Origin of the sequence: Streptomyces sp. NPDC088747, assembly GCF_044751025.1 — a bacterium.
Classification (GTDB): domain Bacteria; phylum Actinomycetota; class Actinomycetes; order Streptomycetales; family Streptomycetaceae; genus Streptomyces.
In genome coordinates this window covers 48,810-75,688 of sequence record NZ_JBIVKZ010000019.1, presented here as the reverse complement: position 1 = coordinate 75,688, position 26,879 = coordinate 48,810, and the positions used below count along the sequence as shown (strand labels likewise).

The 26,879-nt window shown below is 69.7% G+C and carries 11 protein-coding genes and 1 pseudogene; 5 read left to right on the top strand and 7 right to left on the bottom strand.

The window, feature by feature from the left end; genetic code table 11:
- Positions 1-132: 132 nt before the first annotated feature.
- On the bottom strand, positions 133-1,686 hold the full coding sequence (locus ACIP79_RS34520; protein ID WP_401229828.1) for a polysaccharide lyase family 1 protein: 1,554 nt from the start codon (positions 1,684-1,686) through the stop codon (positions 133-135).
- A 464-nt stretch (positions 1,687-2,150) separates the two neighbouring features.
- Here ACIP79_RS34520 and ACIP79_RS34515 point away from each other — a divergent pair.
- Positions 2,151-2,799, top strand: a pseudogene (locus ACIP79_RS34515) (SDR family NAD(P)-dependent oxidoreductase); the annotation flags it as partial.
- Between the two features lie 75 nt (positions 2,800-2,874).
- Complete coding sequence (locus ACIP79_RS34510; protein ID WP_401229826.1) at positions 2,875-3,279, top strand: cupin domain-containing protein; 405 nt, start codon at positions 2,875-2,877, stop codon at positions 3,277-3,279.
- Positions 3,280-3,366: 87 nt separating this feature from the next.
- Here ACIP79_RS34510 and ACIP79_RS34505 read toward each other — a convergent pair whose 3' ends face one another.
- Positions 3,367-5,703 (bottom strand): M4 family metallopeptidase, encoded by a 2,337-nt coding sequence (locus tag ACIP79_RS34505; protein WP_401229824.1) that lies wholly within the window; start codon positions 5,701-5,703, stop codon positions 3,367-3,369.
- A 616-nt stretch (positions 5,704-6,319) separates the two neighbouring features.
- On the opposite strand from ACIP79_RS34505, the gene ACIP79_RS34500 reads away from it, so the two are divergent.
- Both ACIP79_RS34500 and ACIP79_RS34495 read left to right on the top strand, forming a co-directional pair.
- The gene (locus tag ACIP79_RS34500) at positions 6,320-7,030 is read left to right on the top strand and encodes an ATP-binding protein (RefSeq protein ID WP_401229822.1); all 711 of its coding nucleotides are present in this window, start codon (positions 6,320-6,322) and stop codon (positions 7,028-7,030) included.
- Entirely contained in the window at positions 7,027-7,683 is a 657-nt protein-coding gene (locus ACIP79_RS34495) for a response regulator (RefSeq protein ID WP_383684907.1), read from the top strand. The genes ACIP79_RS34500 and ACIP79_RS34495 overlap by 4 nt, the downstream gene beginning before the upstream one ends.
- 28 nt (positions 7,684-7,711) lie before the next feature.
- Here the strand turns inward: ACIP79_RS34495 and ACIP79_RS34490 are convergent, their stop codons facing one another.
- The 5 genes from ACIP79_RS34490 to ACIP79_RS34470 all read right to left on the bottom strand — a co-directional run bounded on the left by ACIP79_RS34490 (position 7,712) and on the right by ACIP79_RS34470 (position 22,954).
- On the bottom strand, positions 7,712-8,230 hold the full coding sequence (locus tag ACIP79_RS34490; RefSeq protein ID WP_401229819.1) for a pyridoxamine 5'-phosphate oxidase family protein: 519 nt from the start codon (positions 8,228-8,230) through the stop codon (positions 7,712-7,714).
- 146 nt (positions 8,231-8,376) lie between these two features.
- Entirely contained in the window at positions 8,377-8,844 is a 468-nt protein-coding gene (locus tag ACIP79_RS34485; RefSeq protein WP_401229817.1) for an SUKH-3 domain-containing protein, read from the bottom strand.
- Between the two features lie 4 nt (positions 8,845-8,848).
- Positions 8,849-17,725, bottom strand: coding sequence for a SpvB/TcaC N-terminal domain-containing protein (locus ACIP79_RS34480; protein WP_401229814.1), 8,877 nt, complete (start codon positions 17,723-17,725; stop codon positions 8,849-8,851).
- A 592-nt stretch (positions 17,726-18,317) separates the two neighbouring features.
- Positions 18,318-20,087, bottom strand: a complete 1,770-nt coding sequence (locus tag ACIP79_RS34475) for a ThuA domain-containing protein (protein WP_401229811.1) — start codon at positions 20,085-20,087, stop codon at positions 18,318-18,320.
- Positions 20,088-20,104: 17 nt separating this feature from the next.
- Entirely contained in the window at positions 20,105-22,954 is a 2,850-nt protein-coding gene (locus ACIP79_RS34470) for a PQQ-dependent sugar dehydrogenase (RefSeq protein ID WP_401229808.1), read from the bottom strand.
- A 518-nt stretch (positions 22,955-23,472) separates the two neighbouring features.
- Here ACIP79_RS34470 and ACIP79_RS34465 point away from each other — a divergent pair.
- Complete coding sequence (locus tag ACIP79_RS34465; RefSeq protein ID WP_401229805.1) at positions 23,473-26,745, top strand: LamG-like jellyroll fold domain-containing protein; 3,273 nt, start codon at positions 23,473-23,475, stop codon at positions 26,743-26,745.
- Positions 26,746-26,879: the final 134 nt, after the last annotated feature.

The window sequence follows — 26,879 nt, the reverse complement described above, 5'->3', positions numbered from 1 at the left end:
GCCCGCGACGCAGGACAACCGTTACACGGTGAGCCGGAGGGGAGCGGACCAGGTCGCCGGTCCTCGGCGGGCGCCGCCACGCGGACGCCTGCCGAGGACCGGTCGGCACTATGGCTACGGTCGGCCTGTTCGTCAGCCGGCGTACGTCTCGAACTCGGCGATCTTCGGTGTGCCGGTCGAGCCGGTGATCTCGAAGGTGACCTTGCTCAGGGAGGTCCGGGGGAAGGTGATGACGCCCGCGCCGCTGCCCGAGGTCAGGACGGCGCCGGTGTCGGCGTTGAGGAGCCGCCACGAGCCGATGGCGCCCGCGGAGTCGGAGGTCTCACGGATGTTGACCTTCGAAATGCCGGTGGCCGCGCCCCACTTGATGGAGATCGAGCCGGTCGCTCCGGAGGGGGACCAGTAGGTGGCGAGGTCGCTGTCACGGACGTTGCCGTAGCTCGTCCCCGACGCCTTGCTGGAACCGTCGGAACCGGCGCCCACGCTGAGGTTGGTGCCGCTGGGCTGGGTCGGCTCGCCGGTGGGCGTCGGGGTCGGCGTCGCGGTGTCGGTCGGGGTCGGGGTCGAAGTCGGCGTCTGGGGAGTGCAGTTGCCGTTCGAGACCTTCAGACCCGTGTTGGCGCCCGCCGTCTGTGCCACGACGGTCGGTACGCAGGAGGCCGCGTCGAGAGTGTAGGAGTAGGGGACGGTCACCGTGGTGGTGGACTGGAGGTTGGGGCCGGCCGGGTTGGTGTCGGTGCCGGGGGAGGACCAGGTGACGTTGTCCAGTACGTTTCCGCTGACCTGCCAGTAGCCGGCCGCGTCGGTGTAGAAGGTGCCCAGCACGTCCTTGGAGTCCTTGAAGTAGTTGTTGTCGACCTTGGCCTTCGCTCCGGCCCGGGAGTTGATGCCGGACTCGTTCAGCTTCACGTAGTAGTTGTTGTAGACGTGCGCGACACCGCCGCGCAGCAACGGGGTACGGGAGTCGATGTTCTCGTACAGGTTGTGGTTGAACGTGACGTAGCCGTTGGAGGTGTCCGACTCGCTGGAGCCGATCAGGCCGCCGCGGCCCGAGTTGCGCAGGGTGCTGTAGGACAGGGTCACGTACTGGGTGTTGTCCTTCATGTCGAAGAGCCCGTCGTACCCTTCCGACTCGCCGCCCGACGCCAGCAGATCGACGTGGTCGACCCATACGTTGCGTACGCCGCTCTCCATGCCGATGGCGTCACCTCCGTTGGAGGTGGGCGAGCCGGACTTCTTCACGTTCTTCACGGTCACGTTCTGGATGATGATGTTGCTGGATTCACGTATGTGGATACCCAGTTGATCGAAGACGGCGCCGCCGCCGACCCCGACGATCGTGACGTTGCTGATCTGCTTGAGCTCGATCACCCCGGCGGCGGTGTTGCAGCTCCCGCCGGACACCTTCGCGGTGTTGCCGTGGTTGATGGTCCCCTCGACCTCGATGATGATCGGGGTGCTGCTGCCGGCCCGCCCGCACAGGGCCGTGTGGATCGCCGTGCCGGTGCTGGCCCGGACCGTCTGGCCGCCCGCGCCACCGGTCGTACCGCCGTTCTGGGTCGCGTAGCCGGTGGCGCCGGCCGAGGCGGCGGACGCCTCCATCGTCGACAGGGCCACGCCCGCCGCTGACGCGAGAGCCAGGGTGGTCAACGCCGCGCCGAGGCGCAGGGCGACTGGTCGTCTCATGGTCTTCTCCTCTGTGTCGGGGGTGGTTCCTTGCCGGTCGCCGGGTCGCCGGGTCGCCGGGCGCGCGGAATCCCGGCGTGACGGCGGGCGGGCATGCCGAGGCCGTGGGAACCCCGCGCCGGATCGATGGCGGCTCATACGCGGGGCGCGGCGAATGCCGGGACCTCCGCTCCACCGGGGCGGGGGTGGGGGGGGCGTACGGCGATGCGGAAAGCGCTTTCTGATTGGTGAGAATAGAGTCGTACATGGACGACTGACAAGTATGTGAACCAATACGGAACGAGCTGCTCCGATTCACTGGTGCGGTGTGCCCGATGCCCGATGCCCGATGCCCGGCGGCGCGGTGGCCCGGCGCCTCGCGCTCAGCCTTAGTGCGTGCTAGCCCGGCCGGTGGGCCGGAGAATCTCCGTGGCCGCCCAGGCCGCCAGCAGCCGCAGAGCGTCGTGGTCCGGGGTGTTCGGCGTGCCGTCGACGCCGCGGTCGAGCGATTCGGCCGCATCGACGTGCTGATCAACAACGCCGCCAACTTCTACGCCGGTTACTTCGAGGAGATCTCCGACGCGCAGATGCGCGCCCAGATCGAGACGAACCTCTTCGGCCCGATGAACGTCACCCACGCCGTGCTGCCCGTCATGCGGGCCCAGCGCTACGGGCACGTCATCACCCTCTCCTCCCTCGCCGGCGTGGTCGGCCTGGAGTTCTGCGTCGCCTACGCCGCCGCGAAGTTCGGCGTCGAGGGCTTCATGGAGTCCCTCCGCTACGACGTGGAGCCGTACGGCATCCGTACGACGATCGTCGAGCCGGGCTTCTTCCGCACCGAGCTGCTGGTGGACGCCTCCACCACCTGGGCGGAGCTGTCCGTCGACGACTACGCCGAGCGCACCGCGGCCACCAGGAAGGTCTGGGGTCCATGAACGGGCAGCAGGCCGGAGACCCCGCGAAGCTCGCTGCCGCCCTGCTGACGATCGCCGGGCGGGAGCAGCCTCCGTCGCGTTTCGTCGCCGGTGCCGACGCCATCGAATCCGTCGCCGCCGCCAAGGGCGGGACCTGCTCGCGCAGGCCGAGGCGTCACGTGAGCTGGGCGGCGACCTCGCCCACGACGCCGCCGCCTGAGCGGCTGCCCACGGCCGTCCACTCCCGCCCCCCCCACCCATCCCATCCACCCACAGGCGATCAAGGAAAAGAGCGATGGAACACATCACCTCCACCCCCACCACGAAGGCCCCCGCCGAGCGCTTCACCGGCGACGTCTACCTCAACATGATCGAAGCCCCCACGGAACCGGCCCGTCTGGCGGCAGCCCTGGTGCGCTTCGCCCCCGGCGCGCGCACCAACTGGCACTCCCACGCCAACGGCCAGGTCCTGTACATCACCGACGGCGTCGGCCTGGTCGGTACCCGTGACGGCAGCGTGGCGCGCGTCAGTGCCGGCGAGACCCTCAAGTGCCCGGCCGGTGAGGAGCACTGGCACGGCGGCACGGACACCAACCTCATGGCTCACGTCGCCCTGGTGGTCGGCGACGGCAACGGCGACGGCACCACCTGGCTGGAGCCCGTCACCGACGAGCAGTACGCCGCCGCCCTCGCCGGCTGACGCTGGTGACCACACGCCCGCTCCCTCCCACTGCCTTGCGGGACGGAGCGGGCGGCCTCCCGCGACGTTGGACCAAGTGACTTGAAGTCAGAAGGTCATGCTCCAGCGGTCCAGGTAGCCGGGGTCGACGGTGAAGATCCCCGGGGTGTTGTCGGTGACGCGCAGCTTCCACACGCCGTTGGCGGGCAGCGCGGAGGCGTCGACGGTGAACGTGGCGTGCAGTTCGGTGCCGGTGTCCCAGACGAAGTCCTTGACGAGGAGCACGGTGCCGTCCTCGGCGACGAGTTGGATGATCTGGCCTCCGATGAAGTCGTGGACCAGATCGACGGTGACCTGGAGGTCCGAGGGGGCGTCGCCGGTGCGGCCGGTGACACGCAGCGGCGACTCGATCGTCCGCCAGTTGGGGATGTCGTAGCGGTCCGGGTTGACGAAGTGGTCGTCACCGGACGCCAGGACGGTCCAGCTGTAGGGCAGTTGGAGCTTCTCCGCCGCGGAGTTGGTGATGGTGACGGTGACCGCGAAGGTGCCGGCACGGGTGGGCGTGCCGGTGATACGGCCGTCGGCCGACCCGAGGGCCAGTCCGTCGGGGAGTCCGTCGGCGGAGTAGGCGAGCGCACCGGGGCGGGTGGACGTGGCGGTGATCTGACGGCTGACCGGCTGTCCGACGGCCGCCTCGCGGGTGGAGGGGGCGTCGGCCGCGATGTGGTTGACGTAGCGGGGACCGACGTTGACCGCCGCCCACGCGTTGCCGACCGCCTCGTAGGCGTCGCTGGTCGTGCCGAACAGGTCGGCGGCGGCCCGCAGGGTGGCGGTGCGGGCGCCGGCGTAGTCGGTGGTGCTGGTCATGTAACGGGTCAGCGCGCGGTACCAGACGTTGGTCGCGTTCGCCAGGCCCAGGGCGGCGACGGGCTTGCCGTCATAGGTCGGGCTGTCGTAGGCCACGCCGTTGATGGTCCTGCCGCCGCTGCCCTCGGCCAGCAGGTAGAAGAAGTGGTTGGCGGGACCGGAGCTGAAGTGCGGGTCCAGCTTCTTCGTGCCGGCGGTCCAGTAGTCCTGTGACGTGCCCTTCGCGGACGCGTCCTTGGACGGCTGGTCCATGTAACGCAGGGGCTTGCCGGTGCCGCGGACGTCCGCGAGTTCCCCGATGAGGTAGTCGGGCGTGTCCTGGGCGTTGTTCGCGAAGAACTCGACCGCGGTGCCCATGATGTCGCTGGTCGCCTCGTTGAGCCCGCCGGATTCACCCGTGTAGATCAGACCGGCGGTCGCGGAGGTGACGCCGTGGGTCATCTCGTGCGCTGCGATGTCCAGTTCGGTGAGCGGGCGCATACCGTCCAGGCCGTCGCCGTACGTCATGCAGAAGCACAGGTCGTCCCAGAACGCGTTGGCGTACTTGGTCCCGTAGTGCACGTTGGTGACGGCGCCGACCCCGTCGTCGGCTATGCCGTTGCGGCCGAAACGGTCGTGGTAGAAGTCCCAGGTCCGCTGGGCTCCGTAGGTGGCGTCGACCGCCGCCGTCTGCGCCGAGGCCGGACTGCCGTCGCCCCACACGTCGTCCGCGTCCGTCACCAGGGTGCGGACGCCGCCGGTGACGTCGTAGGTGCGGTGGTTGCCGCGCTGGACGTCGGTGAGCCGGAAGACGTCCGCGTCGCGCGTCGACGCGAGTGGGACCGTACCGCTGTACTGGCTGTGACCCTCGCCGGCCTGGATGTCGTCGTAGGAGGCGAGGCGGGCGCCGCTTACGGCGTCGGTGATCACATGGACGCGGCTCGGTGTGTGATCCTCGCGCACACCGGTGACAACGTTGTCCCAAGCCAGTCGTGGGGAGCTGTCGGTTGCCCAGACGACCTGCCGTGCCGGGGCCGCCCGTTCGGAGGTGAGGGATCCCTGCTCGTCGGCCGCCGCCAGCGCGGCCTTCTTCGCCGCGGCCGAGGAGACCACGGGTCTGGTCGCGGGCACCGAGAGCGCGGATGGTGTGGTGCGCGTGACGCTCTGCTCGCCCGCGCGCTCGTGGACGATCACGTCGGCACCGATCACCGGGAGTCCGGCGTAGGTGCGGGAGTAGCGCGTGTGCACGGTGCCGTCGGCGTCCTTCGCGACGTCCTGGGCGACCAGCGTTTCCCTGCTGCCCATGCGGAGGTCGCGTGCCGTGTCGGGAGCGGACTCGGCGGCGCCGTCGAGCAGTTGGTCACGCTGCGCGCGGGACAGGGGGACGCCCCGCGCCCCGGGTCTGGGTTCGGCGTCGATGTGCCGGGACGACGAGGTGGTATCGGTGCCCTTCTCCAGGGCCGAGGCGGGCTGGGCTGTCGGAGCGGTGATCGCGAGCACCGTCAGAGCGGTGGCGAGCGCGGTCGTCAGCCGGCCGCGCTGTCGTGCCGTACGCGGGAGCGCGGATGAACGGCGAACTCCCGGGGCTGAGTTGGTCATGCGGGCAGCTCCTTTCGCCGGCTGTCGGCGGACAGCGGCGGAAGACGGGGAGACCACGGGCCGTCGGCCTGCGGTGAGAAGCGAGGCGGGTGCCGCTCGAGCGCGGACAGATCGTTTCAGGGCGTCTGGAAACTGTCACCACTGCGGAGATCGATGTCCGGAAATCGGTCAACGGCCCACTTCCGGAGGGTGATCGGGAAGGGTGTCACCACGTGTGGCTTTACGAAGCGGCAATACGGCGCTAACCAGCAAGGTTGGCCATTTCCGACCGGCCGCGCGCCGCTCTGTCCGGGGTGTGGAACGGCGTTCGAGGGGTGGAGAGCGCCGCGATCCGGGACGCGACCGGGACGAGTCCGCGTGCGGTGTCCGCGGAGAAGTCACCGGGCTCGGGATCTCAGGGACGGCGCGGGCGGTTCGCGGGGTGCTCCCCGCTGTCGTCAGCCCGTACCCCCGTCGGATGACAGCCCTTAGTACCCGGGTACTAGCCGCCCCGGCACATTCACCTCCGCGGTGCCGCCGAGTGGCCACCGGGCACTTCTAGCGTGATCGCATGAGGCCCGCGTCGGCCTCTCGCTCAGCGTCTTCCCGCCCCTGCATGTTCTTCGGGAGTGTTTTCGTGGCCACGTTCCTCTACCGGCTCGGCCGGTTCTCCTATCGACGACGACGGCTCGTCCTGATGCTGTGGATCGCCGTGCTGGCCGTCGTCGGCATAGGCGCGGCCACGGTGTCCAGCAGTTCGGCGGACACCTTCGCGGTCCCCGGCACACAGTCCCAGCGGGCGGTGGACCTGCTGAAGGCGGAGTTCCCGCAGGTGTCCGCCGACGGCGCCACGGCACGCGTGGTGTTCGAGGCGCCGGACGGCCAGACGCTGACCTCCGCGGCCAACAAGGCCGAAGTCGAGTCCCTGGTCGGCGAGTTGAAGTCGGCGTTCCAGGTGGCGAGCGTCGCCGACCCCTACGAGGGCGCCACGGTCAGTGAGGACGGCACCGCTCTGGCCCCGGGACTCCAACTCGCCGTCTACCGCGTGGTCCAGGAAGCCCTGACCAACGCCCTCAAGCACGCGGGCCCCGACACCACGGTCCACGTGACCGTCACCTCCGACGCCGCCGCCGTACGCCTCGTCGTCGAGGACACCGGCCCGCCCCGCACCCCGCCCCGGCCCGCCGCCCGTGAACCGGAGGGCGGGCAGGGGCTGGTCGGCATGCGGGAACGGGCAGCCCTCTACGGTGGCACCCTCACCGCCGGCCCCAACTCCCGTGGCGGCTGGACCGTCCGCGCCCAATTCCTCCTCGCCACCCCGCCAGCCACGGAGAAACGACTCGCATGACCACTGTCCTCATCGTCGACGACCAGGCCCTGCAACGCCTCGGCTTCAGCATGCTCCTTGAGCAGCATCCCGACCTGACCGTGGTCGGCGAAGCCACCCACGGCGGCGAAGCGGTCCGGATGAGCGCCGAACTGCGCCCCGACGTCGTCCTGATGGACGTCCGCATGCCCGCCATGGACGGCATCGAGGCCACCCGCCGCATCGTCACCTCCGGCGGCCGCTCCCGCGTTCTCGTCCTGACCACCTTCGACCTCGACGAATACGCGTACGCCGCTCTGCGCGCCGGAGCCAGCGGCTTCCTGCTCAAGGACGCGCTGCCCGAGGAACTCGTCGCCGGTATCCGGGCGGTGGCCGCCGGGGACGCCGTCATCGCCCCCGGCCTGACCCGCAAGCTCATCGACGCCTACACCCACCAACTGCCCGGCGCCACCGCGGAACAGCAGCGCCGGCTCGCCGACCTCACCCAACGCGAGGCCGAGGTCCTCACCGCCATCGCCACCGGCTGGAGCAACACCGAGATCGCCGAGCGCTTCCACCTCGCCGAGTCCACCGTCAAGTCCCACGTCAGCCGCATCCTCACGAAGATCGGCGCCCGGGACCGGGTACAGGCCGTGATCTTCGCGTACGACACCGGACTCGTCCGACCGGTCTGACGGGGTTCCACCTGATCCGGTGTTCAACTCACCCCCTCGTACCGTCGTCGCTCCGCCCCCGGCGTTCCGCGCGCTGCCGGACGAGTTCCTCGACGGCGCTGGGCATGGTCGTCTCGAAGTCGATCAGCTTCGCCCACGTCGGCGTGAGCACGATGCGGACCATGCCGTCGTAGAGCGAGCGGACCTCGGCCTCCCACTCGACGCGTTGCTCGGCCGTCATGGTGTAGGAGCCGTTCATCTCCAGGTACTCCTCGGGAATGCCCTCGACCTCGTCGAGTTCCACGGTGCCGCGGACGAGCAGGATCTTGGGCGGGTGCACCTCGGTGTCGATCGTGATGGCGACGGTGGGGTTCTGGCGGAGTGAGGCCAGCTTCGGAGCGTTCTTGGACGTGCACATCACGGCCTCCTCGCCGTTCCAGGCGAAGGCGATCGGAATGTTCCGCGGTGTGCCGTCCTTCGCCACGTAGGCCAGTCGGCAGAGGTCACGGGCCAGCAGTTCCTGGCTCAGCGGGCGGTTGAGGACTTCGGTGATCCGGTCGTCCGTCATGGGGGCCTCCCGAATATCGTGCGACCACGGTGGCCGCTTCCGACCCTGGGACGGAGCGGTCACGCCGTTCTCGACACCCTCACGAACCTTCCTCCGCGGACCCCGCGGACCTCGCCGACACCGTGAACCTCTCCGGAACCGCCGAATCACGTCGTGTCGTCAGGAGGGTCGACCTCGTACCCGGCCACCCCGGTCACGAGGTGTTCCAGGGCGGTGTCGACGGGGCCGAGGCGCAGGACCCAGGTCATGACCAGGTACATGACGCCCTCGCTGTCGATGGCCAGGTACATCTCGCCGTTCGCGTACTCGCCCGCCGGGCAGAACGCCCGGCGGTAGCGGTCGGAGAGATAGGTGAAGAGCTCCTCCTCGTCGGCGAGCAGGTCGGGGTCGGTGTCGAAGGGCTGGCGTGCGCAGGTGATGCCCGGTCCGCCGATCCGCACCTTGAGGCCGCCGAACTCGCGGAGGAACTCCTCGGCCGCGCCGTGGAGACGGAATCCGCGCAGGGAGCGCTGCCAGGGACCGATGTCGGTCCGGCGCCCCGGATACCACCCGGCGCCGCGCAGGACGGCCTCGACGCCGGGTGGGAAACGGGGTGTGCCGGTGACGTCACTCATCCCGTCACTTCACCACGTCCTTCGTCACGAACTCGATCGCGAATTCACGGACCAGTGGTTTACAGCTGGCGCAGGGACCCAGTTCCTCCAGGTAGCTCTTGTTGCCCGGCGGCCGGATCTTGAACGCCGCGGCGGTGGCACCCTGTGGATCGACGCCGCCGGTCCTGAGGACCGAGAGACACGCGGGCAGCCCGCAGCCTCCGTGGTTCGCTCCCTGTTCGGCCTTGGGAATCGAGCCGAGGACGCCTCCCACCTTCGGATCCGTCACTCGTTTCGCGCCCTCCGAGGCTCCCATGCTGGTCCGGACGACCGAGGGCTGTCCGGGCACCTTCACCGCCTCGACCGCGCCGGGCTGCTGACCACGCGGCAGCTTCGACAGGTCGATGGCGTGACTGCGTGCCGCGATGTAGGCGGTGTCGACGGCCGTGGCCACGCTCTTGCCGACCCGCGTGCCCACGTATCCGCCCACGGTCCCGCCGACGAGAGCCCCGCCGGCCATGCCCGCCCGTTCCGCGTACTCCGAGTCGCTCAACTGCCGCCCGGTCCAGGCCTCCTTGCCGGTGGTGAGGGTGTAGCCCTCGGTGGCCACCCCGTAGGCGCCGGCCGCGGCGACCGTGGTGCCGACCGCCCAGGTGGTCACCGTCGCCGCCGTGGCGCCCGCGGCCGCTCCCGCCAGCGCCCCGACGCCCGCAGCCGCCACGGCGGGCAGTGCGACCACCGCCGCGGCCACGACCACACCGCCGACCACCGCGTAGCCGACGCCCTTCGCCGCGCCCCAAGCCACGTCACGCCAGGTCCAGTCGGCCCCCGAGGAGTCGAAGTAGTTCGTCGGACTGTTGTTGGCGTACGAGTAGGAGGCGAGGTTGGACGGTGTGTGGACACCGCCGTTCGGCGAGCCGTCCAGATAGCTGCCGAGTGCCGGATCGGGTGACTGCCAGACACCCGAGCGCGGGTCGTAGTAGCGCGCCCCGTGGTAGTAGTAGCCGGTCTCCGGGTCGAACTCCTTGCCGGTGTACTGGTACGGCGTCTTCGCGCCGTTGTACTCGTCGACCCAGGTCTCCCCGGACGGGAAGTAGTTGAGGTGCTCGACCAGCCGGCCGTCGTCGTCGCTGCCGAAGGCCGTGGAGCCCAACTGGTCGCCGTGGTAGTAGAACTGGTCCTTCTCGAAGAACGGCCCGTGCCGCGCCGTCTTGCTGGCGATGCGGGTCGTGCCGACGAAGATGTGCTTGTACTCGCTCAGGCTCCGCGTCGTGAAGTACTGGTTCGGGTAGAGCGTGGTCTGCGCGCCGTCCTTGACGACCCGGTTGCCCTGGTCGTCGTAGAGGAAGCGGACGGTGGGAGGCCAGCCCGGCGCGTTGCACGACGAGGGCAGTTGGGGCCGGGTGACGAGCGGCGAGAAGTCGTGGACGCAGGCGAGGCGGTTCTCCTCGTCCCAGATCTGCTGCCGGCGCGGGCCCAGCGGCCTGTCCGAGTCGCTGTCGATCTGGTTGCCGTTCGCGTCGTACTTCAGGTCGTCGTGGCCCACCTTGGACGGGGCGTGCGGACGTCCGCCGCGGAAGGCGTACGCCTGGTCGTACGTGGTGTTCTTCTGGACCAGTTCGTGGTCGCCGCCGAGGACGAGGGCGTGCCGCTGGTCCTTGCGGGTGGTGTTGTGGACGGTGTCGTACGAGGTCGACAACTGGTAGGTGTCGGTCGTGTGCTTGGTGACCTGGTACGAGCCGCTCGCACCGGTGAGCCGGTAGAGGTTGTCGTACTGGTAGGTCTGCGTGGAGGGGCCGCCGGGCCTGGCCGGGACGCTGCCCGAGGGCTGCTCGGTGGTGTTGGCCTGCCGGGTGAGGTTGCCGACCTCGTCGTAGTCGTAGCTGAGTTTCTGGAAGGCCTGTCCGGTGGGGAGTTCGGAGTCGAGGGTCGCCAGCCGGCGGTCCTCGGCGTCGTAACTGAAGCGGGTGCTGGTGCCGTTGCCCAGCTTCATGGACGTCCGCTGGCCGAACTCGTCGTACGTCATCTCCTTGAGGTAGGGGTAGCGGAAGCCGTTGTTGTGGCCGGTGGCCGCGCGGACCTCGCCGCCGCTGTCGTAGTCGTACGACAGCACCTCGCCGTCCGGATAGGTCAGCCGCAGGACGCGGCCGAAACTGTCGTAGCGGTACTTGGTGGTGAAGGCCCGGTCGAGGATGCCGCTGGGGAGGGTGCGGGTCTCCTCGACCGTCTCGCCGAGCGGTCCGTACTCACGCAGGGTCTTGCCGGCCGCGTCCTCGGTCTTGGTGATCCGGCCCGCGCCGTTGCCGTGCGCGCCGGGACCGCCGTAGGTGTAGCGGACGTCGTTGCCCTTGAAGAGCGGGTAGTCGATCTTCGTGAGCCGGTTCTGGTCGTAGGAGTAACTGATCGCCAGGTCCTTGGACTTGGCCGCGAGATTGGCGGTGACCTCCCGGATCACGTTGCCGGCGGAGTCGTAGGTCGTGGTCGTACGGCCCGCGTCGGGGCTCTCGACCGAGGTGCGCCGCCCGAAGTCGTCGTACGTGGACCTGGTGACGTTGCCCTTGTCGTCGGTGACCCTGGTGGGCTCGCCCAGCGGGTTGTAGGCGTAGCTGGTCCAGATCGGGGCGTCGCCGTCGCGGGCTCCGGGTTCGCGTACGGCGGTCTGCTGCTGGCGCACATCGCTGTAGGCGTGGCCCTGGTTGCCCTTGGCGTCGGTGGCCAGCGTCTCGAACTGCACGGTGCCCGCGCGGTCCTCCCCGAAGCCGTACGCCGTGGTGGTGACCGTTTGGTCGGGCAGGACGGTGCGGACCGTGCGGTCCAGCACGTCGTAGGTGTTGGTGGTCGGCCGCACGTCGTCGAAGGCCGGGTTGAAGACGGTGTTCGCGTCGCCCTTGGGCTCGGCGACCGGGTAGTACTGGCGGACGGTGCGGCCGAGGGAGTCGTAGACGGTCCGGCCGGAGACGGTCATCACGTCCTCGCCGCGGACCGTGGCGTCCTTCTTCGTCTGGACGACGCGCCCCAGCCCGTCGCCGAAGGTCACCGTGTCGATCGTGTCCTTCTTCACCGACCCGTCCGAGGCGCGGTCGAGGTGGCGGGTGACCGCGTAGGGCACCGCGGCGTCCGGGTGGTACGCGAAGGCGATCGTCGGGATGTCCGCCTTCTCGTCGTTCGGCCCGGTCACCGAGGTGACCCGCCCGACGGCGTCGTAAGTGGTGGTCTCCTTCTGCCCGTTGATGTCGGTACTGGTCTCCGTCCGGCCGAACCTCAGGTCGTAGGTCGCCGTGGAGCGATAGCCGAAGCTGTCGTCGGTCGCCGTGACGTAGGTGCCGGTCGGCTCGTCGTACTCGTAGCGGCGTTCGTAGCGCTGACCTCGGTGGTTGGCCGGTGACTTGATCGTCTTCAGCATGCCGTCGCCGTAGTACGACAGGTCGGTGATCGCCGTGCCGCCGTCGGCCAACTCTGCGCTGTGCCGCGTGACTTCACCGTTGGCGCAGTCCACCGACGACTCGCTGGAGCGCATGAGCCTGCCGTCACCGCGCACCTCGGAGGCACGGGCGGTGCCCACGATGTGGGTGTCGGCGCACTCGGTGTACTCCGTGAGGGTCTCCACGTCGTCCTGCGGGCCCGCCTCCCCGAGGTCCAGGGTGCGCACCACGTTGCCGACGCCGTCGTACGACATCACCGTGGCCGTCCGTTTGCCGGGCTCGGGACGGCCCTCGTACCAGAGGGTGTCGGTGCGTACCAGTTGCGGGAACACCGTCGCGGTGGTGGACCGGCCGTTCGTCTCCTCGCCGGAGTCCACGTCGCGCAGTTCGTAGGTGTGCCGGGATTCGGTGAACAGGGCGCCGGAGGCGTCGGCGACGGTCTCCCGGGTGAGCAGGTTCCGGGTGTAGTGGCCGGTGGTGTCGAACTCCAGCGTCCCGGTCCGGAGGATCTCGCCCTTCTCGTCGACCTGCGAGGTGGCGACGGAGCCGTAGCCGCGGAACTCGCGCTCCAGGCGGTCGTACACGCCGTCCTTGTAGGTGATGGCCGCCCGCTGGGTGTCGGGGCCGTCGCCCGCGAGGCCGTCGCTGACCTCGACGCCGGTCAGCACATAGCGCGAGCCCGGCTGGTCGTAGGTGTTGCCGTCACGGGTGTAGTCCAGGTCGACGCGCGAACCGAGGGGTTGCTGGACGCTCTTGAGGAGGTTGGTGCGGCCGGTCTGGTTGGCGGCGACCGTCAGCTCACTGTCGTCGGTCGAGGCGAGGTGGTCGGCGAAGCCGTCGCCGTCGATGTCGCGGAGCATCTGCTGGGCGCGGGAGGCGCCGGTGGACACGTTCGCGCCCGGGTTGATGATCAGGAAGCCCAGACCGGGGAATCCGACCGAGACCCGGAAGTAGGCACCGCCGCCGACGTTCGCGTTGCTGTCGGAGTTGATACCGCCGAGGCTGCCGTTGAAGGGCACGGGCTCGGCGAAGCCGTTGCCGGTGTTCAGGGCGACCTTGATGGGGTCCCCGGTGAAGACGCGGTCGGCGAGGCCGTCGCCGTTGACGTCCATCAGGGAGTTCTTCGTCCCGGAGGTCTCCTGGTCGAAGGAGGCGCCGCCGCCGAAGCCGTAGAAGTCGGTGTTGAAGCCGATGTTGAGGCCGCTGCTGCTGCCTGACCCCTCGTTCAGCCTGCCGCCGGGCCACGGCTCGGCAGCGCCGAAGCGGTAGCCGAGGTTGAGGGCGGCGCGGCCGTTCTCGTAGACGCGGTCGGGGAGCGCGTCGCCGTTGATGTCCAGCAGGTCGAAGGTGCCGTCGGAGGTGCTGGTGCCGAGGCTGCCGCCGACGCCGAGCGGGGGCATGTCGTTGCCCGCGCTGGAGGTGTTGGTGGTGCCCGTGGCGGGCGGGTCGGCGTGGCCCCGGCCGGTGGTGATGGTCCGGGCGGCGCTGCCGGCGCTCGCGTTGCCGCTGCGGGTGCTCGACTCGCGCACCGAGCCGTCCGGCACCGAGCCCCGGGTGGCGCCCAGGACGCCGGTGGGGTCGGTGTACTGGATTCCGCCGGCGCCGATGACGTCCGGGAACCCGTCGGCGTTCATGTCGAGGTAGTCCAGCTCGGACTTGGCGGTACCGCGCGCGACGCTGCCGCCGACGCTTCCCACGCCGCCGCCGAGGCTGCCGGTCAGCGAGGTCTGCTCGTTGCGGGACATCCTGGGCACGGCCTGCGCCTCGGAGAGGGCCTCCGCGCTCGGCAGCCCGATCGTCCGACCGCCGAAGCGCGCGCTGGAGACCGTGCCGGCGGCCACCCAGGAGAAGTCGCCGGAGCCCCAGCGGCCGAACTCGGGCTGCGGGGTGAAGGGAACCAGGTTCGGCGGAGCGATCCGCGGGTCCTCCTCGAACTCCTCCTGGTCCCGCTCCGGGTCGACGTCCTCGGGGAGCTGGTCCTTGATGTCCTCGAAGTCGGGCGTCAAGTCGGCCTGCCGGAGGGGCTGTTCGGCCCGCTCCCGGTTGCCGTTGTAGCCGAACGTGTCCCAGCCGCGGTAGGGGCGGCCGAAGACGCCCTCCGGGGCCGCGCCGTACACGGTGGCGGGCACGCTCTCGTCGCCGACGGTCACCGTGTGCTCGCTGATCCGGCCGGTCAGCCCGGTGTCGGAGACGGCGAAGTCGAAGTACAGCTCGTCGCCCGCCTCGGCAGGCACCCGCACCGCGGGCGGCTCGGCGCCCAGGACGACGGTCTCCTTGGCGAGGAGGGCACCGCGCTTCTTGACGGTGAAGACCGCGCTGCCCTCGACGCCCGGCCCGGCCGTGAGCCGCGGGGTGACCGTGAACGTGCCGGAGCTCGGCGCGGTGAAGGTCGTGGGCGGCGAGGTCGCGCTGCTGACGGGGTAGGTGTCGATGTCGAAGGGGGGAACGAACTCCAGTGTGTCGTCGGCGAGTTCGCGTACTCCCTCGGCCGCGGTGTACGTGGCGAGCGGCGTCCACTCCAGCGCGTTCACGTCGATCGCCGAGTCGGTCTTCAGCCGCCAGGCCAGGCGCTGGCCCTTGGTGACGGGGACCGTCACGTCGACCGGGACGGTGCCGGTGTCGGCGGCGTCGACGCGCTGTTCCAGGACCGGTTCGTCGCCGCGGGTGATCAGGACGGTGACGCCGTCGGTGGTGGCGGCCTTCTTGGTGACGTCGCCGGTCAGGTGCACGGTGCCGTCCACGGGCGCGGTGACGGTGGCCGCCCGGCCGGCGAGGGTGAAGTCGGCGGCTGCCGAATAGGCGCCCTGCGAGAGCCCGTTGGCGTCCGTCGCCGCGATGCCGGAGTACGTGACGGCCGGATTCCAGGCGACCTGGTCGCCCGAGCCGTCGAACACCGACCCGACCCGGAAGTACAGGTGCTCGCCGCGACGGACCTCGACGGAGTCGACACCCTCGGGGTGGTGCGCCGCGTGGTCGTCGGCGCCGACGCGGGCCGCCCACAGCTCCTGGTCCTCGTGCTGGACGGCCACGCGCACGCCGTCGGGATCGGCGAACTCCTCCAGGTCCTCGGGGAGTTCCTCCAGGGTGACGGAGCCGCTGACGCGTACGGTCCCGTCGTACGGCGCGGTCCAGCGGCGCACGCTGTCGACGAGCGGGAAGGAGTCGATGCGCCGCTCGCGGTCCTCGCCGTAGCCGGGCAGCAGCCCGTCCGTGTCGAGTTGCCCCGAGCCGATCGGCACGGGCGTGTCGGCCGCCGTCCCGAAGACCGGCGTGCCGTCGGAACCGACCCGCCCGAAGAGCACGGAGGAGCCGTTCACCAGGTCGAGGATGCCGTCGGCGTTGACGTCGGTGAAGTACCGCTCGGTGGTGGAGAAGGTGTCGACGTGGTTCAACTGGGCGGCCGCGCTGCCGAGATAGCCCTCGATGCCGACGGTGCGGGAGGTGGACGTCTCGCTCAGCAGGGCCGGGAGGTTGCGCAGGGGAGTGGTGGTGTCCGCGAACTTCGGTTGCCCGCCCGGCCGGGAGAGGTTCTTGCGGAAGACGAACCCGTCGCCGCCGCGGAACACCTTGTCGGGCAGGCTGTCGCCGTCCACGTCCGTCAGGGCCAGCAGGCCTTCGCTGGAGCCGCGGCTGTAGCCCGCCTTGACGCCGATGGAACCGGACTTGGTGGGGCCGGCTCCGTAGCCGACGTACAGATGACCGCCGACACTGCGTGAGGTGTTGCCGTTGAGGGCGCCGGCCTCTCCCGCGCCGGGTCTCACGGTGTTCACGGCGCCGCTGCGAACGTTGTCGTCGGGCGAGGACCAGTCGACCCTGGCGAACGCGTCGTAGGTGCCGTCGGCCTCGCGGATGTCGTCGAAATAGCTGAACTCGTGCTTGTTGAAGGCCTTTCCGTCGGCGTCGAACTGCTCGACGGCCGCGAGCAGCGTCTTGTGGAAGGCGCCGGTGGTGTAGGTGAGGCCGTAGCTGCGGACCGGCCTGTCGTTCAGCCGGATCTCGACGCGGCGCAGCAGATCGGCCGTGACACGCTTGAAGCCGCCGCGCGCGTCGATACTGACGTCCTCGCGGCGCGGTTCGTCCAGTTCGCGGTCGCGCACGAAGGTCACGGTGTACGGACCGTCGGTGTCGCCGCGGCCGGTGTAGGCGATCTTCTTCAGGTACAGCTCGCGGCCGGTGACCGTGCCGCCCTCGACACCGGCGTCCTCGACCCGGGTGTACTGGTAGCGGACCGTGTTGTCATGACGGTCCGTCACCTGCCGCAGCGCCCAGCGGAAGACACTGCCTCCGTCGTCGGCGAGTGTCGCGCCCTCACCGCCGTAGAGGTAGCGGACCCCGGACTTGTCGGTGACCTCCCATGAGTAGTTCGCGGGTGAGTCGCCCTTGCGGACGATGCGGGAGAACCCGCCCTCTACGCGGGTGTGGAAGACCTTGTCGGCCGAGCGCGGGCCCGGCTTGCCGCGGTGCGCGACGGGCGTCAGCTGGGCGTCGCCCATCGTGTACGTCTCGGTCTCCGTCGCCGTGTCGTAGCGCGGCACGCCCCAGCGGGTGTCGACGGCGATCGACGGCACCGCGAGGTCCCAGCCGGTCCCCAGCCAGCCGTTGGCCGAGGCCGAAGAGTACGTCACCGAGAGCCCGGGTTCGAGACCGGACCGGCCCGCGGGCAGTTCCAGCGGGTACGCCAGTCGGGCTTCGCCCTGGCCGCTCGCGGTCGGCGCGGCGATCTGGTTCACGCCGGTTGCGGGGTCCGCCGCCTGGATGCCCTGGATCTGCGTCGGGTCGTACGAGATCTGCTCGGGGCCCTCGGGGGCGTTGACGGCCGCGTTCACCATGTCGGTGAAGTGGTCCGTGCGCGAGACGACGAGATGGGTCTTCTCGTCGACGGAGACCCGCTCCAGCGCCTGCCAGCACTCCCCGGCTTCGTCGAAGTAGTAGGTGCGCACGTCGTCCGCCGTCAGGCCGGCGGCCTTGAGCGCGTCGGGGTCGTACGGGAGCGAGACGGTGAGGCCGGCCTCGAAGCGGTGCGGGGTCGGGGTGAACCGGTAGCCCTCCGGGCCCTCGGTCACGTTCTCCATGCCCGCGCCGAGTCCGGGCAGTTCGCGCTCGGCGAGTGGTTGGATGCCGACCTCGGTCGGGGTGTCGACCGCCTCCGCGGACACGGCCACCTCGGCGCCCTGGTGGGCCAGGCGTCTGGTCAGTCCGGTCCCGGGCGAGACCAGGACCTTCGAGGAGGGTGCGGCGGCGGCCGCGGCGCTCTCCTCCGGTCTGTCCCCCGGTATGCATCCGCCGGTCGCGGGGACGGCCGCCAGGGCCTGTGTCCGGGCGCCCGGCAGGACGTCGCACGACATCATCGAGACGACGAGCGCCATCCCCAGCAGGACGACGATCAATGGATTGCGCTTGCGTAACCGACCGGACATCGTCTCGGCCCACCCCTCCATCGCGACGGACACCGCAGCGAGCTGATGGAGGCGTGCGGGCACGACCGTCGCCTGGCGACACAAGGAATCCCCGAGTCCCGACGGCACCGCGAACAGCGCTCTCCCACACAGGTCGCCCACGCATCATCGCGATGGGCATGGACACGCCACTAGGGAAGAACCGGCCAAGGCACACGGAATCTTGAGCATTTCTTCACGCAATGCTCACGGAGTCGTGGAGGGGTGACCGGGGCCCGCTAACTGTGCCTGGCCGTGCGGCCGTTGGCCTGCGGACGGTTCGTCGTCGTGGTGATGCCGGTGCGGACCCGAGAGCGCCGCCGCCGGACAGCGATGTGATCCAGCCGCCCGTCATCACCCTCCAGCGGGTGGGAAGCGATTTCTGTGAGGCTGCCACGACGCCGCGCGGCCGGACCAGTGACGCGGCCGGAACACCCCTGCCCGCGCGCCGCGGCGCACAGGACTGGCCGGTTTCCGCGAGGCCCGCGCGGGAACCGGTGCGGGCCACGGGCAGCGGTTCGCCCGTGGCCCGTGGCCCGCGGTGGAGCAGGTGGGTCGGCAGGAGGGTATGCGTCGGCCCGCGGGGACCCCCTCAGCTCCTCAGTTGCTCAGGAGAGGGTCCCCGCCCGGCCTCAGCTCACGGCAGGGTCCATTTCTGGTTGGCCCCCGTGTGGCAGGTCCACAGGTGGACGGCCGTACCGTCGTTCCACGTACCGCCGGACGCGTCCAGGCACTTGCCCGACTGCGGGTTGCGAACGGTGCCGTCGGCCTGGGCGGTCCAGGCCTGGGCGCCGGTGCCGTTGCAGGTCCAGAGCTGGATCTTCGTGCCGTCGGCGGTGGCTCCGCCCGACACGTCCAGGCACTTGCCCAGCGCCCGCAGCGTGCCGTCGCCGGGAAGCGTCCACTTCTGGGCGGCGGACTGGTTGCAGGTCCAGATCTGCACCTTGGTGCCGTCGGCGGTCTGGGCGTTGTCGATGTCCAGGCACTTGCCGTTGACGCCCTTCACCTCACCCGAGCGGGTCCCCGGGTTCTGCCCCCCGCCGCCCTTGACGCGGATGTTGCGGAAGGAGACGTCGTCCCCGTCCCCGTGGTTCTGGAGCCCGACGTATCCCTGCCGGAGACTCCGTACGGGATCGGTGTTGGTGAAGTCGTTGATCTTCCGCCCGTTGAGGAAGATCTCCAACCGCTCTCCGGTGACCCGGAGTTCGTACGTGTTCCACTCACCCGGCGGGTTCAGCGCGGCATCCCGCGCGGCCAGGTCGGCGGACTTGAAGCCGTACACGGCGCCCGTGGTGCGGTCGACGGCGTCCGTGGAGTCGATCTGGATCTCGTAGCCGTTGTTCACCGCCGACCACGGGTCGTCGGAGGACGGGAAGCCGATGAAGACACCGGAGTTGTCGTCCCCGGCCATCCGCCAGTCCAGCTTGAGGGAGTAGTCACCGGTGAACTCCCGGGCGTTGTACCAGAACAGCCCCATCCCGCCCACGGAGGTGAGCGTGCCGTCCGCGAGGCTGAACTGCCCCGGACCCGCCTGCTTCCAGCCGTTGGTGGACGAGCCGTCGAACAGCGGTGTGTAACCGGTCTCCGGGCGGCAGTCCGCGTCGGTCATCCCGGCCGCCCAGCGGATACCGCCGAGAAGGTGCCGCCGGAAAGCGGGATCGGTGTACGACTCGTCGGTGTGCCCGCCGCCGGTGTAGAAGGCCCGGCCGCCCTGGTAGTCCTTGCACCAGGCGATCGGGTGGTCGCCGGACATGTTCCCGCCCGAATAGCTCGACTCGTCGAGCGAGGCCAGGACATGGGCGGTGGTGCGCGGGTTGGTGCGGTAGTTGTACCACTCGTCGGTGCGCTGCCAGGCGGAACCCAGGTGCGCGGTGGCGTCGTGCGCCCGGTCCTCCACCTTGACGGTGGCGGACTGGATGGCCGGGTGCGAGTGGAACAGCGCACCGGCCAGGCCCTCGTAGAAGGGCCAGTCGTACTCGGTGTCGGCGGCGGCGTGGATGCCGACGTACCCGCCGCCGCCCGTGACGTACTGCTCGAAGGCCGTCTGCTGGGCGGCGTTGAGCACGTCGCCCGTCGTCGACAGGAAGACGACGCTCTTGTACTGGGCGAGGTTGCCCGTCGTGAAGGCCGCCGAGTCCTCGGTCGCGTCCACGGTGAAGTTGTTCGCGGTGCCCAGGGCGCGCAGGGCGGCGATACCGTCGTCGATCGAGTCGTGGCGGAAGCCCGCCGTCTTGGAGAAGACGAGGATCCGGTACGCCGGGTCGGCCGCCGCGAGCGGCCGTGCCTCAGCGGTCACGGAACCGGTGGCCGCCTGGCTCACCGCGCCCGGGAGCGCGGTGGCCTGCGGGGACAGACAGAGCGTGGCACCGACGAACAGGCCGAGGGCCGCTTTCAGATAAGTACGCATGGTCGGTCTCCTCCCTCCTACGGCAGGGTCCATTTCTGGTTGGCGTTGGTGTGGCAGGTCCACAGGTGGACCGCGGTTCCGTCGTTCCAGGTGCCGCCGGACGCGTCGAGGCACTTGCCCGACTGCGGGTTGCGGACGGTGCCGTCGGCCTGGGCGGTCCAGGTCTGGGCGCCGGTGCCGTTGCAGGTCCACAGCTGGATCTTCGTGCCGTCGGCGGTGGCTCCGCCGGAGATGTCGAGGCACTTGCCCAGCGCCCGCAGCGTGCCGTCGCCGGGAAGCGTCCACTTCTGGGCGGTGGACTGGTTGCAGGTCCAGATCTGCGCCTTGGTGCCGTCGGCGGTCTGGGCGTTGTCGATGTCCAGGCACTTGCCGTTGACGCCCTTCACCTCACCCGAGCGGGTGACGCCGCCCGAGGTGGTGAAGGAGAACTCGTCCACGTCGAAGAGCGCGCCGCTGCCGCCCTTGAAGACGAGGTGGAGGGAGGTGGAGGCGGTGGGCTGGTTGCTCAGGGCCGCCGTCACGTCCTGGAAGGTCTCCCACCCGCCGGTCACCGGCACGGTCGCCGTGCCGAGCAGGGTGCCGGTCGTGGATCCGGCCCGGACCTCGATGGTGCCGCCCGCGCCCGCCGAGGAGACCCTGGCGGTGAACCGCGTCGCGTTGCCGAGGGCGTACGGCTGGAAGGAGATCCAGTCGCCGTTCTCGATGTTGCCGACGGTCTTCCCGCCGTGTGCGGGAGCGTGGGAGACGACCTCGACGCCGGCGGAGGCGCCGTAGTGCTCGCCCTGCCGGTGGCTGGGCTGGATGACGTTCTGGTCGTGCGCGGTCAGCGCGGGCTGACCGGCGGCACCCTTGTCGGTGTACTCGGCGTCGAGCACGCCGAAGATGTTGGCGTTCGGGTCGTGTTCGCCGTCCGCCAGGGTCTGGAGCGTGCCGCTGCATCCGGTGGTCGAGGTCTGCGGATGGCCGTGGCTGTCATGTCCGACGATGAAGGTGACCTTCACCTTCGAGCAGTCGATCGTGCCGTCCTCTGGGTCGGTCACCGTCACCCTGAACGGGATGGCGGCGCCGAAGTCGTAGATGCTTCCGTCCAGGGGCAGTTCCAGCCTCACCGTGGGCGCGGTGTTGCCCACCGTGATCTGCACGGAGGCCGTGGCGGACTTGCCGGTGGTGTCCGTGACCTTCAGCGTGGCCGTGTACTGGCCGTTGGTCGTGTAGGTGTGCGGGGGGTTGGCGGCGGTGGAGGTGGCGCCGTCGCCGAAGTTCCAGGCGTAGGTGAGGGCGTCGCCGTCCGGGTCGGTGCTGCCGGCCGAGGAGAACGCGACGGTCAGGGGTGTCTTGCCCGAGGTCACGTCGGCCTTGGCCTGCGCGGTCGGGGCGAGCCCGTCGACGACGTGCTCGATGCGGTACAGGGCGGAGTTCTCGTCGCCGCTGAAGTAGCCGGTGCCGTAGTCGAGGACGTACAGGGCGCCGTCGGGGCCGAAGGTCATGTCCATCACCTGGGTGCCGGTCCAGGGGAAGGAGTTGATGGACTGCACGGTGCCGTCGCCGCCCGACTCGATGCGCTTGATCCAGCGGCGGCCGAACTCCCCGGCGAAGAAGTCGCCGTCGAACTCCTGCGGGAACTTCACCTGGGAGGCCGACCCGGCGTCGTAACGGTAGACCGGGCCGCCCATCGGGGACTCCGAGCCGTTGCCGAACTCCGGGACGGACCCGCCGTCGTAGGGGATCCACGCGGGCTGGACGGGAGGCAGGGCGGTGAGGCCGGTGTTGCGCGGCGAATTGTTCGTGGGCGCGGCGCAGTTGAAGGCGGATCCGGAGGCGCCGGTGGCGAAGTTGTAGTCCACGTAGGCGTCGTTGTCACCGGTGCAGTACGGCCAGCCGAAGTTGCCGGCCTTGGTGATCCGGTTGAACTCCACCTGACCGCCGGGTCCGCGGGTGGGGCTGGCGGTGCCGGCGTCGGGGCCGTAGTCGCCGAGGTAGACGATGCCGGTGGGTTTGTCGACGCTCATACGGAAGGGGTTGCGGAAGCCCATCGCGTAGATCTCGGGGCGGGTCTTCGCCGTACCGGGCGCGAAGAGGTTGCCGCTCGGGATCGCATACGATCCGTCGGCGTTCACCTTGATCCGCAGGACCTTGCCCCGCAGGTCGTTGGTGTTGCCCGCCGAACGCTGCGCGTCGAAGGCGGGGTTGCGGGAGGCGCGCTCGTCGATCGGGGTGTAGCTGTCCGAGGCGAACGGATTGGTGTCGTCGCCCGTGGACAGGTACAGGTTTCCGGCCGCGTCGAAGTCGATGTCGCCGCCGACGTGGCAGCAGATGCCGCGGGAGGCCGGGACGTCGAGGATCGTCTTCTCGGTGGCGAGGTCCAGGGTGCCGTCGGTCCGCAGGGCGAACCGTGACAGGCGGTTGACCCCGTCGAAGTGGGCGAAGTCGGCGGCCGTGCCGTCCGCCGGGGCGTCACCGGCCGGGGTGCTGAGCTTGGGCGCGTAGTAGAGGTAGACGAACCGGTTGGACGCGAAACCGGGGTCCACGGCGACGCCCTGCAGACCTTCCTCGTCATGGCTGTAGACGTCCAGCCTGCCCGCGACGGAGGTGGTCCCCGCTGCGTTCGTCAGCCGGACCGTGCCGTCCCGGGCGGTGTGCAGGACCGAGCGGTCCGGCAGTACCGCGAGGGTCATCGGCTCGCCCGTCTCGGCCACGCCCTTGGCCAGCGTGACCTGTTGGTACTCGACGGCGGCGGCGTTCGGCCCGTCGGCCGGACCCGCCTGCCGCGCGGCGGCCGGGCCCATCGGCAGCAGACAGCCGAGGGCGCAGGCCACGGCGGTCAGCAGGTGACGGACACGTCTGTGTCCGAGCGGTTTCGTGCGCACAGAGGTCTCCCGAAGGGGGGTGGGATGACGGCAGCCCTCATCGGACTGCCAAGCGGTGCACAGGCGCGCGCCGTCGCGCCGTCATACCGGCCCCAGCAGCGCTGTGACCGGTTCATTTCAAGGAAGTTAGCGACCTTTGTAAATCTCCGTAACCCATTGAGCACAACTTCCCAAGACTTTTTCCCCACTGAAGACAAAGTGGCGTTCCCGCTGGCCAACTCGCGTCCTGGCGAACCGACTTGACGGGCGCAACGAGCCCGCTACACCACTTTCGTCGCATCCGGCAGATTTTGGGGCTTGCCGACACCGTCAGGAAACAAAGTGCTGCGCGAGATCTGGACACCCTCCTGAGGGCGTGCTGTCATACCGCTGGCAGAGGGTTTCCAACGTTGAAAAGGCCGCTAGTCGAACGAGTCCCAGCCGGTGCGCAGCTTCTCCCTACGGCCTTCCTCACCGAAGCCCGTAACCCTGCCCCGGCGGTCGGACGCGGTCACGGCCTCTGGACGAGGAAAGGTTCAATGACAGGACACAACACCCGCCCCAGAGCCAGAGTGCTGGCGCTGCTCGCCACGGCGGCGCTGGTACTTCCCCCGAGCGGGCTGCTGCCCGTCGCGGCGGCCGCCGAGTCCACGAGCAGCGCGTCGGCCGACGCCGCCGGACAGGCAGCCGTCAAGACGCACGGCCTCAAGGGCGAGTACTTCAGCATGTCGGCACCCGGCGCCCGGGACTTCGCCGAACTCGGTGGTACGACGCTCGACCCGCAGATCAACTTCTCCGGACTGACCGACACCTTCAAGGAGTTGACCGGGAAGACGGAGCACACCACCGCCCGCTGGACGGGCCTGATCGAGGCGCCGGCGACGGGTGACTACACCTTCTACGCCATCGGCGACAACGGCTTCCGGCTCTACATCGACGACCAGCCCGTCATCGACCACTGGGAAGGCGACTGGGACCGGGAGCAGACCAGCCAGGCCGTCAGGCTGACCGCGGGCGAGCAGCACACGTTCCGGCTGGAGCTGTTCCAGGACACCGGCGGCGCCAACATGTTCCTGCGCTGGTCGACGCCGACGCTGGCCAAGCAGATCGTGCCGATGTCGGCGTTCACCCCGCCCGCCGACTTCGAGGTCTTCCCGGTGGAGCACACCGTCGCCGCGAGCGGGACGCGGCTGCGCACCCGCTTCGAGGGCAGGGTGGGCGGCCTCCAGGCCGTCAAGGACCATCTGAAGATCGAGGCCGACACGACCGCGATGCCGATCAGGTCGGTCACGTCCGTCCCCGGCGACTCCTCCTCCCTCTACGTCAACCTCTCGGAGCCGATCCAGAAGAACCAGCTGGTCCGGGTCTCCTACGACGGCGCGGGCGGTCTGACGGCCGGCGGCAAGGCCGTGCCGAAGGTCATCCGATACGCGGAGAACGCCTCCACCCATCGCCTCACCACCAAGTGGGGCGACGAGGTCGACACCAAGCACCCGCTGCCCGAGTACCCGCGTCCGCAGCAGAAGCGGTCCAAGTGGGAGAACCTCAACGGGCCTTGGCAGTTCAGCGGCGCCGACGCGGGGGAGCAGCCGGTCTTCGGCAAGAACCTCGACGAGAAGATCATCGTGCCGTACCCGGTCGAGTCGCAGCTGTCAGGGCTCGAACGGCACGAGGACCACATGTTCTACCGCCGGACCATCGACGTGCCCAAGAGCTGGAAGGTGGGCAAGGACAACCGCTCGAACCGGCTCAAGCTCAACTTCGGCGCCGTCGACTACCAGTCCCGCGTCTACGTCAACGGCACGCAGGTCGCCGAACACACCGGCGGATACAACGCGTTCAGCGCCGACATCACCGACGCGCTGAAGGGGACGGGCAAGCAGGAGATCGTGGTGGCCGTCACCGACACCGGCGGCGCGGACCAGCCCATGGGCAAGCAGTCCACGAACCCGGGCGGCATCTTCTACACGCAGTCCTCCGGTATCTGGCAGACCGTGTGGATGGAGCCCGTCGCTCCCGCCTCGGTCGAGAACATCGTCACCACGCCCGACATCGACACCGGCACCCTCGCGGTGACGGTCGACGCCGTGGGCGCCTCCTCCGCCGCCCGGGTCGAGGCGGTCGCCCGCGACTCCAGGGGCAAGGTCGTCGGCAAGGTCAGCGGAGCGGCCGGCCGGCAACTCACCCTGCCCGTGGCGAAGCAGCATCTGTGGAGCCCCGACGACCCCTACCTCTACGACCTCGACGTCACCCTGACCGACGGCAGGTCGAGCGACAAGGTCCGCAGCTACTTCGGCATGCGGAAAATAGGCGTCGAGAAGGTGGGCGGCTTCAACAAGCTGGTCCTCAACGGCAAGCCGATCTTCTCCCTCGCCACCCTCGACCAGGGCTTCTGGCCCGACGGTCTCTACACCGCGCCCAGCGACGACGCCCTCGCCTTCGACCTGGAGGCGCACAAGAAGCTCGGTTTCAACGCGGTGCGCAAGCACATCAAGGTGGAGCCGGCGCGGTGGTTCTACCACGCCGACAGGCTCGGCCTGCTCGTCTGGCAGGACTTCGTCTCGGGGAACCTCACCAACGAGACGGGTCAGAAGGCGTTCGTAGACCAGGGCCGGGAGACGATGCGCCAGCATCACAACTCCCCGTCCGTGATCGGCTGGATCGTCTTCAACGAGGGCTGGGGCGAGTGGAACCGCGAGGAGACCGGCCGTATCACCGAGGCAGTCCAGGCCGCCGACCCGTCCCGTGTCGTCAACGCCCACAGCGGTGTCAACTGCTGCAACTCCAAGGGTGATTCGGGCAAGGGCGACATCATCGACCACCACGACTACAACAACGACGACCCGCCCTTCCCCGACGACAACCGCGCCGCCATGGACGGCGAGCACGGCGGGTTCACCCTGCGCTCCCCGGGCCACATGTGGCCGGGCGCCCCGACGGTGATCTACAGCGGCGTCACCACCAAGGCGGAGCTGACCCGCAAGTACGTCGAGAACACCGAGAAGTTCTACGTCGAGCAGGCGGGCGCCGAGCTGTCCGGCTCGGTGTACACACAGATCACCGACCTGGAGAACGAGCTCAACGGCCTTTACACGTACGACCGTCGGGACATCAAGATGGACCCGGCCGAGGTACGGAAGGTCAACCTCAAGGTGATCGCGGCCGGCGCGGCGGCGGGCGGCAAGGAGCTGAAGGGCGGCGGGCACTGGACCCTCGATGAGGGCACCGGGACCACCGCTGAGGACACCGGCCCCAACAAGGCGCCCCTGACGCTGCGTGAGGGCGCCACCTGGACCGACGGTGTCAGCGGCAGCGCCCTCAAGTTCGACGGGCAGAAGCAGTACGCGGAGACCTCCGGGCCGGTGCTCGACACCAGCGGCAGCTACTCGGTGTCGGCCTGGGTCCGGCTCGACGCGATCCCCGGAAACTACGGCACGGCCGTCAGCCAGGACACCCGCGCCACCGCCAACTCGTTCTACCTCCAGTACGGACACGGCAACTTCGCCTTCAGCACCCCGGGTGAACGCCGTGCCCAGGTCGCGGTCGCCGCGGAGACGGGCCGCTGGTACCACCTGGTCGGTGTCCGTGACGCCGCCACCGACGAGATCAGGCTGTACCTCGACGGAAAGCTCGCGGCGACGACCACCGGCGGCCCCGCCTACGGAAGCACCGGCCCGCTGACCGTCGGCCGCGCCCACTGGGACGGCTCGAACGTCGACTTCTGGAACGGCGCGGTCGACGAGGTCCGAGCCGTCGACCGGGCGCTCACCGCCGAGGAGGTGAGCGGCCTCTACAGCGAGGAGAAGCCGTAGCCGGCAGCGCCCTTGAACGACGTGGTCCCGGTGGCAGGAGGAAGCCCTCCCGCCACCGGGACCACTGCTGTGCGGGGCCCTCGTACGCCCTCGTACGCCCCCGTACGGAACCGCGCTGTCCGTGCCGTCACGCC

Bases quoted from the DNA above. Each gene is read 5' to 3' on its own strand.
- ACIP79_RS34490 (WP_401229819.1), bottom strand. From the start codon at position 8,230: ATGACGGACGACCGGATCACCGAAGTCCTCAACCGCCCGCTGAGCCAG.
- ACIP79_RS34495 (WP_383684907.1), top strand. From the start codon at position 7,027: ATGACCACTGTCCTCATCGTCGACGACCAGGCCCTGCAACGCCTCGGC.
- ACIP79_RS34520 (WP_401229828.1), bottom strand. From the start codon at position 1,686: ATGAGACGACCAGTCGCCCTGCGCCTCGGCGCGGCGTTGACCACCCTG.
- ACIP79_RS34475 (WP_401229811.1), bottom strand. From the start codon at position 20,087: ATGCGTACTTATCTGAAAGCGGCCCTCGGCCTGTTCGTCGGTGCCACG.
- ACIP79_RS34505 (WP_401229824.1), bottom strand. From the start codon at position 5,703: ATGACCAACTCAGCCCCGGGAGTTCGCCGTTCATCCGCGCTCCCGCGT.
- ACIP79_RS34465 (WP_401229805.1), top strand. From the start codon at position 23,473: ATGACAGGACACAACACCCGCCCCAGAGCCAGAGTGCTGGCGCTGCTC.
- ACIP79_RS34485 (WP_401229817.1), bottom strand. From the start codon at position 8,844: ATGAGTGACGTCACCGGCACACCCCGTTTCCCACCCGGCGTCGAGGCC.
- ACIP79_RS34510 (WP_401229826.1), top strand. From the start codon at position 2,875: ATGGAACACATCACCTCCACCCCCACCACGAAGGCCCCCGCCGAGCGC.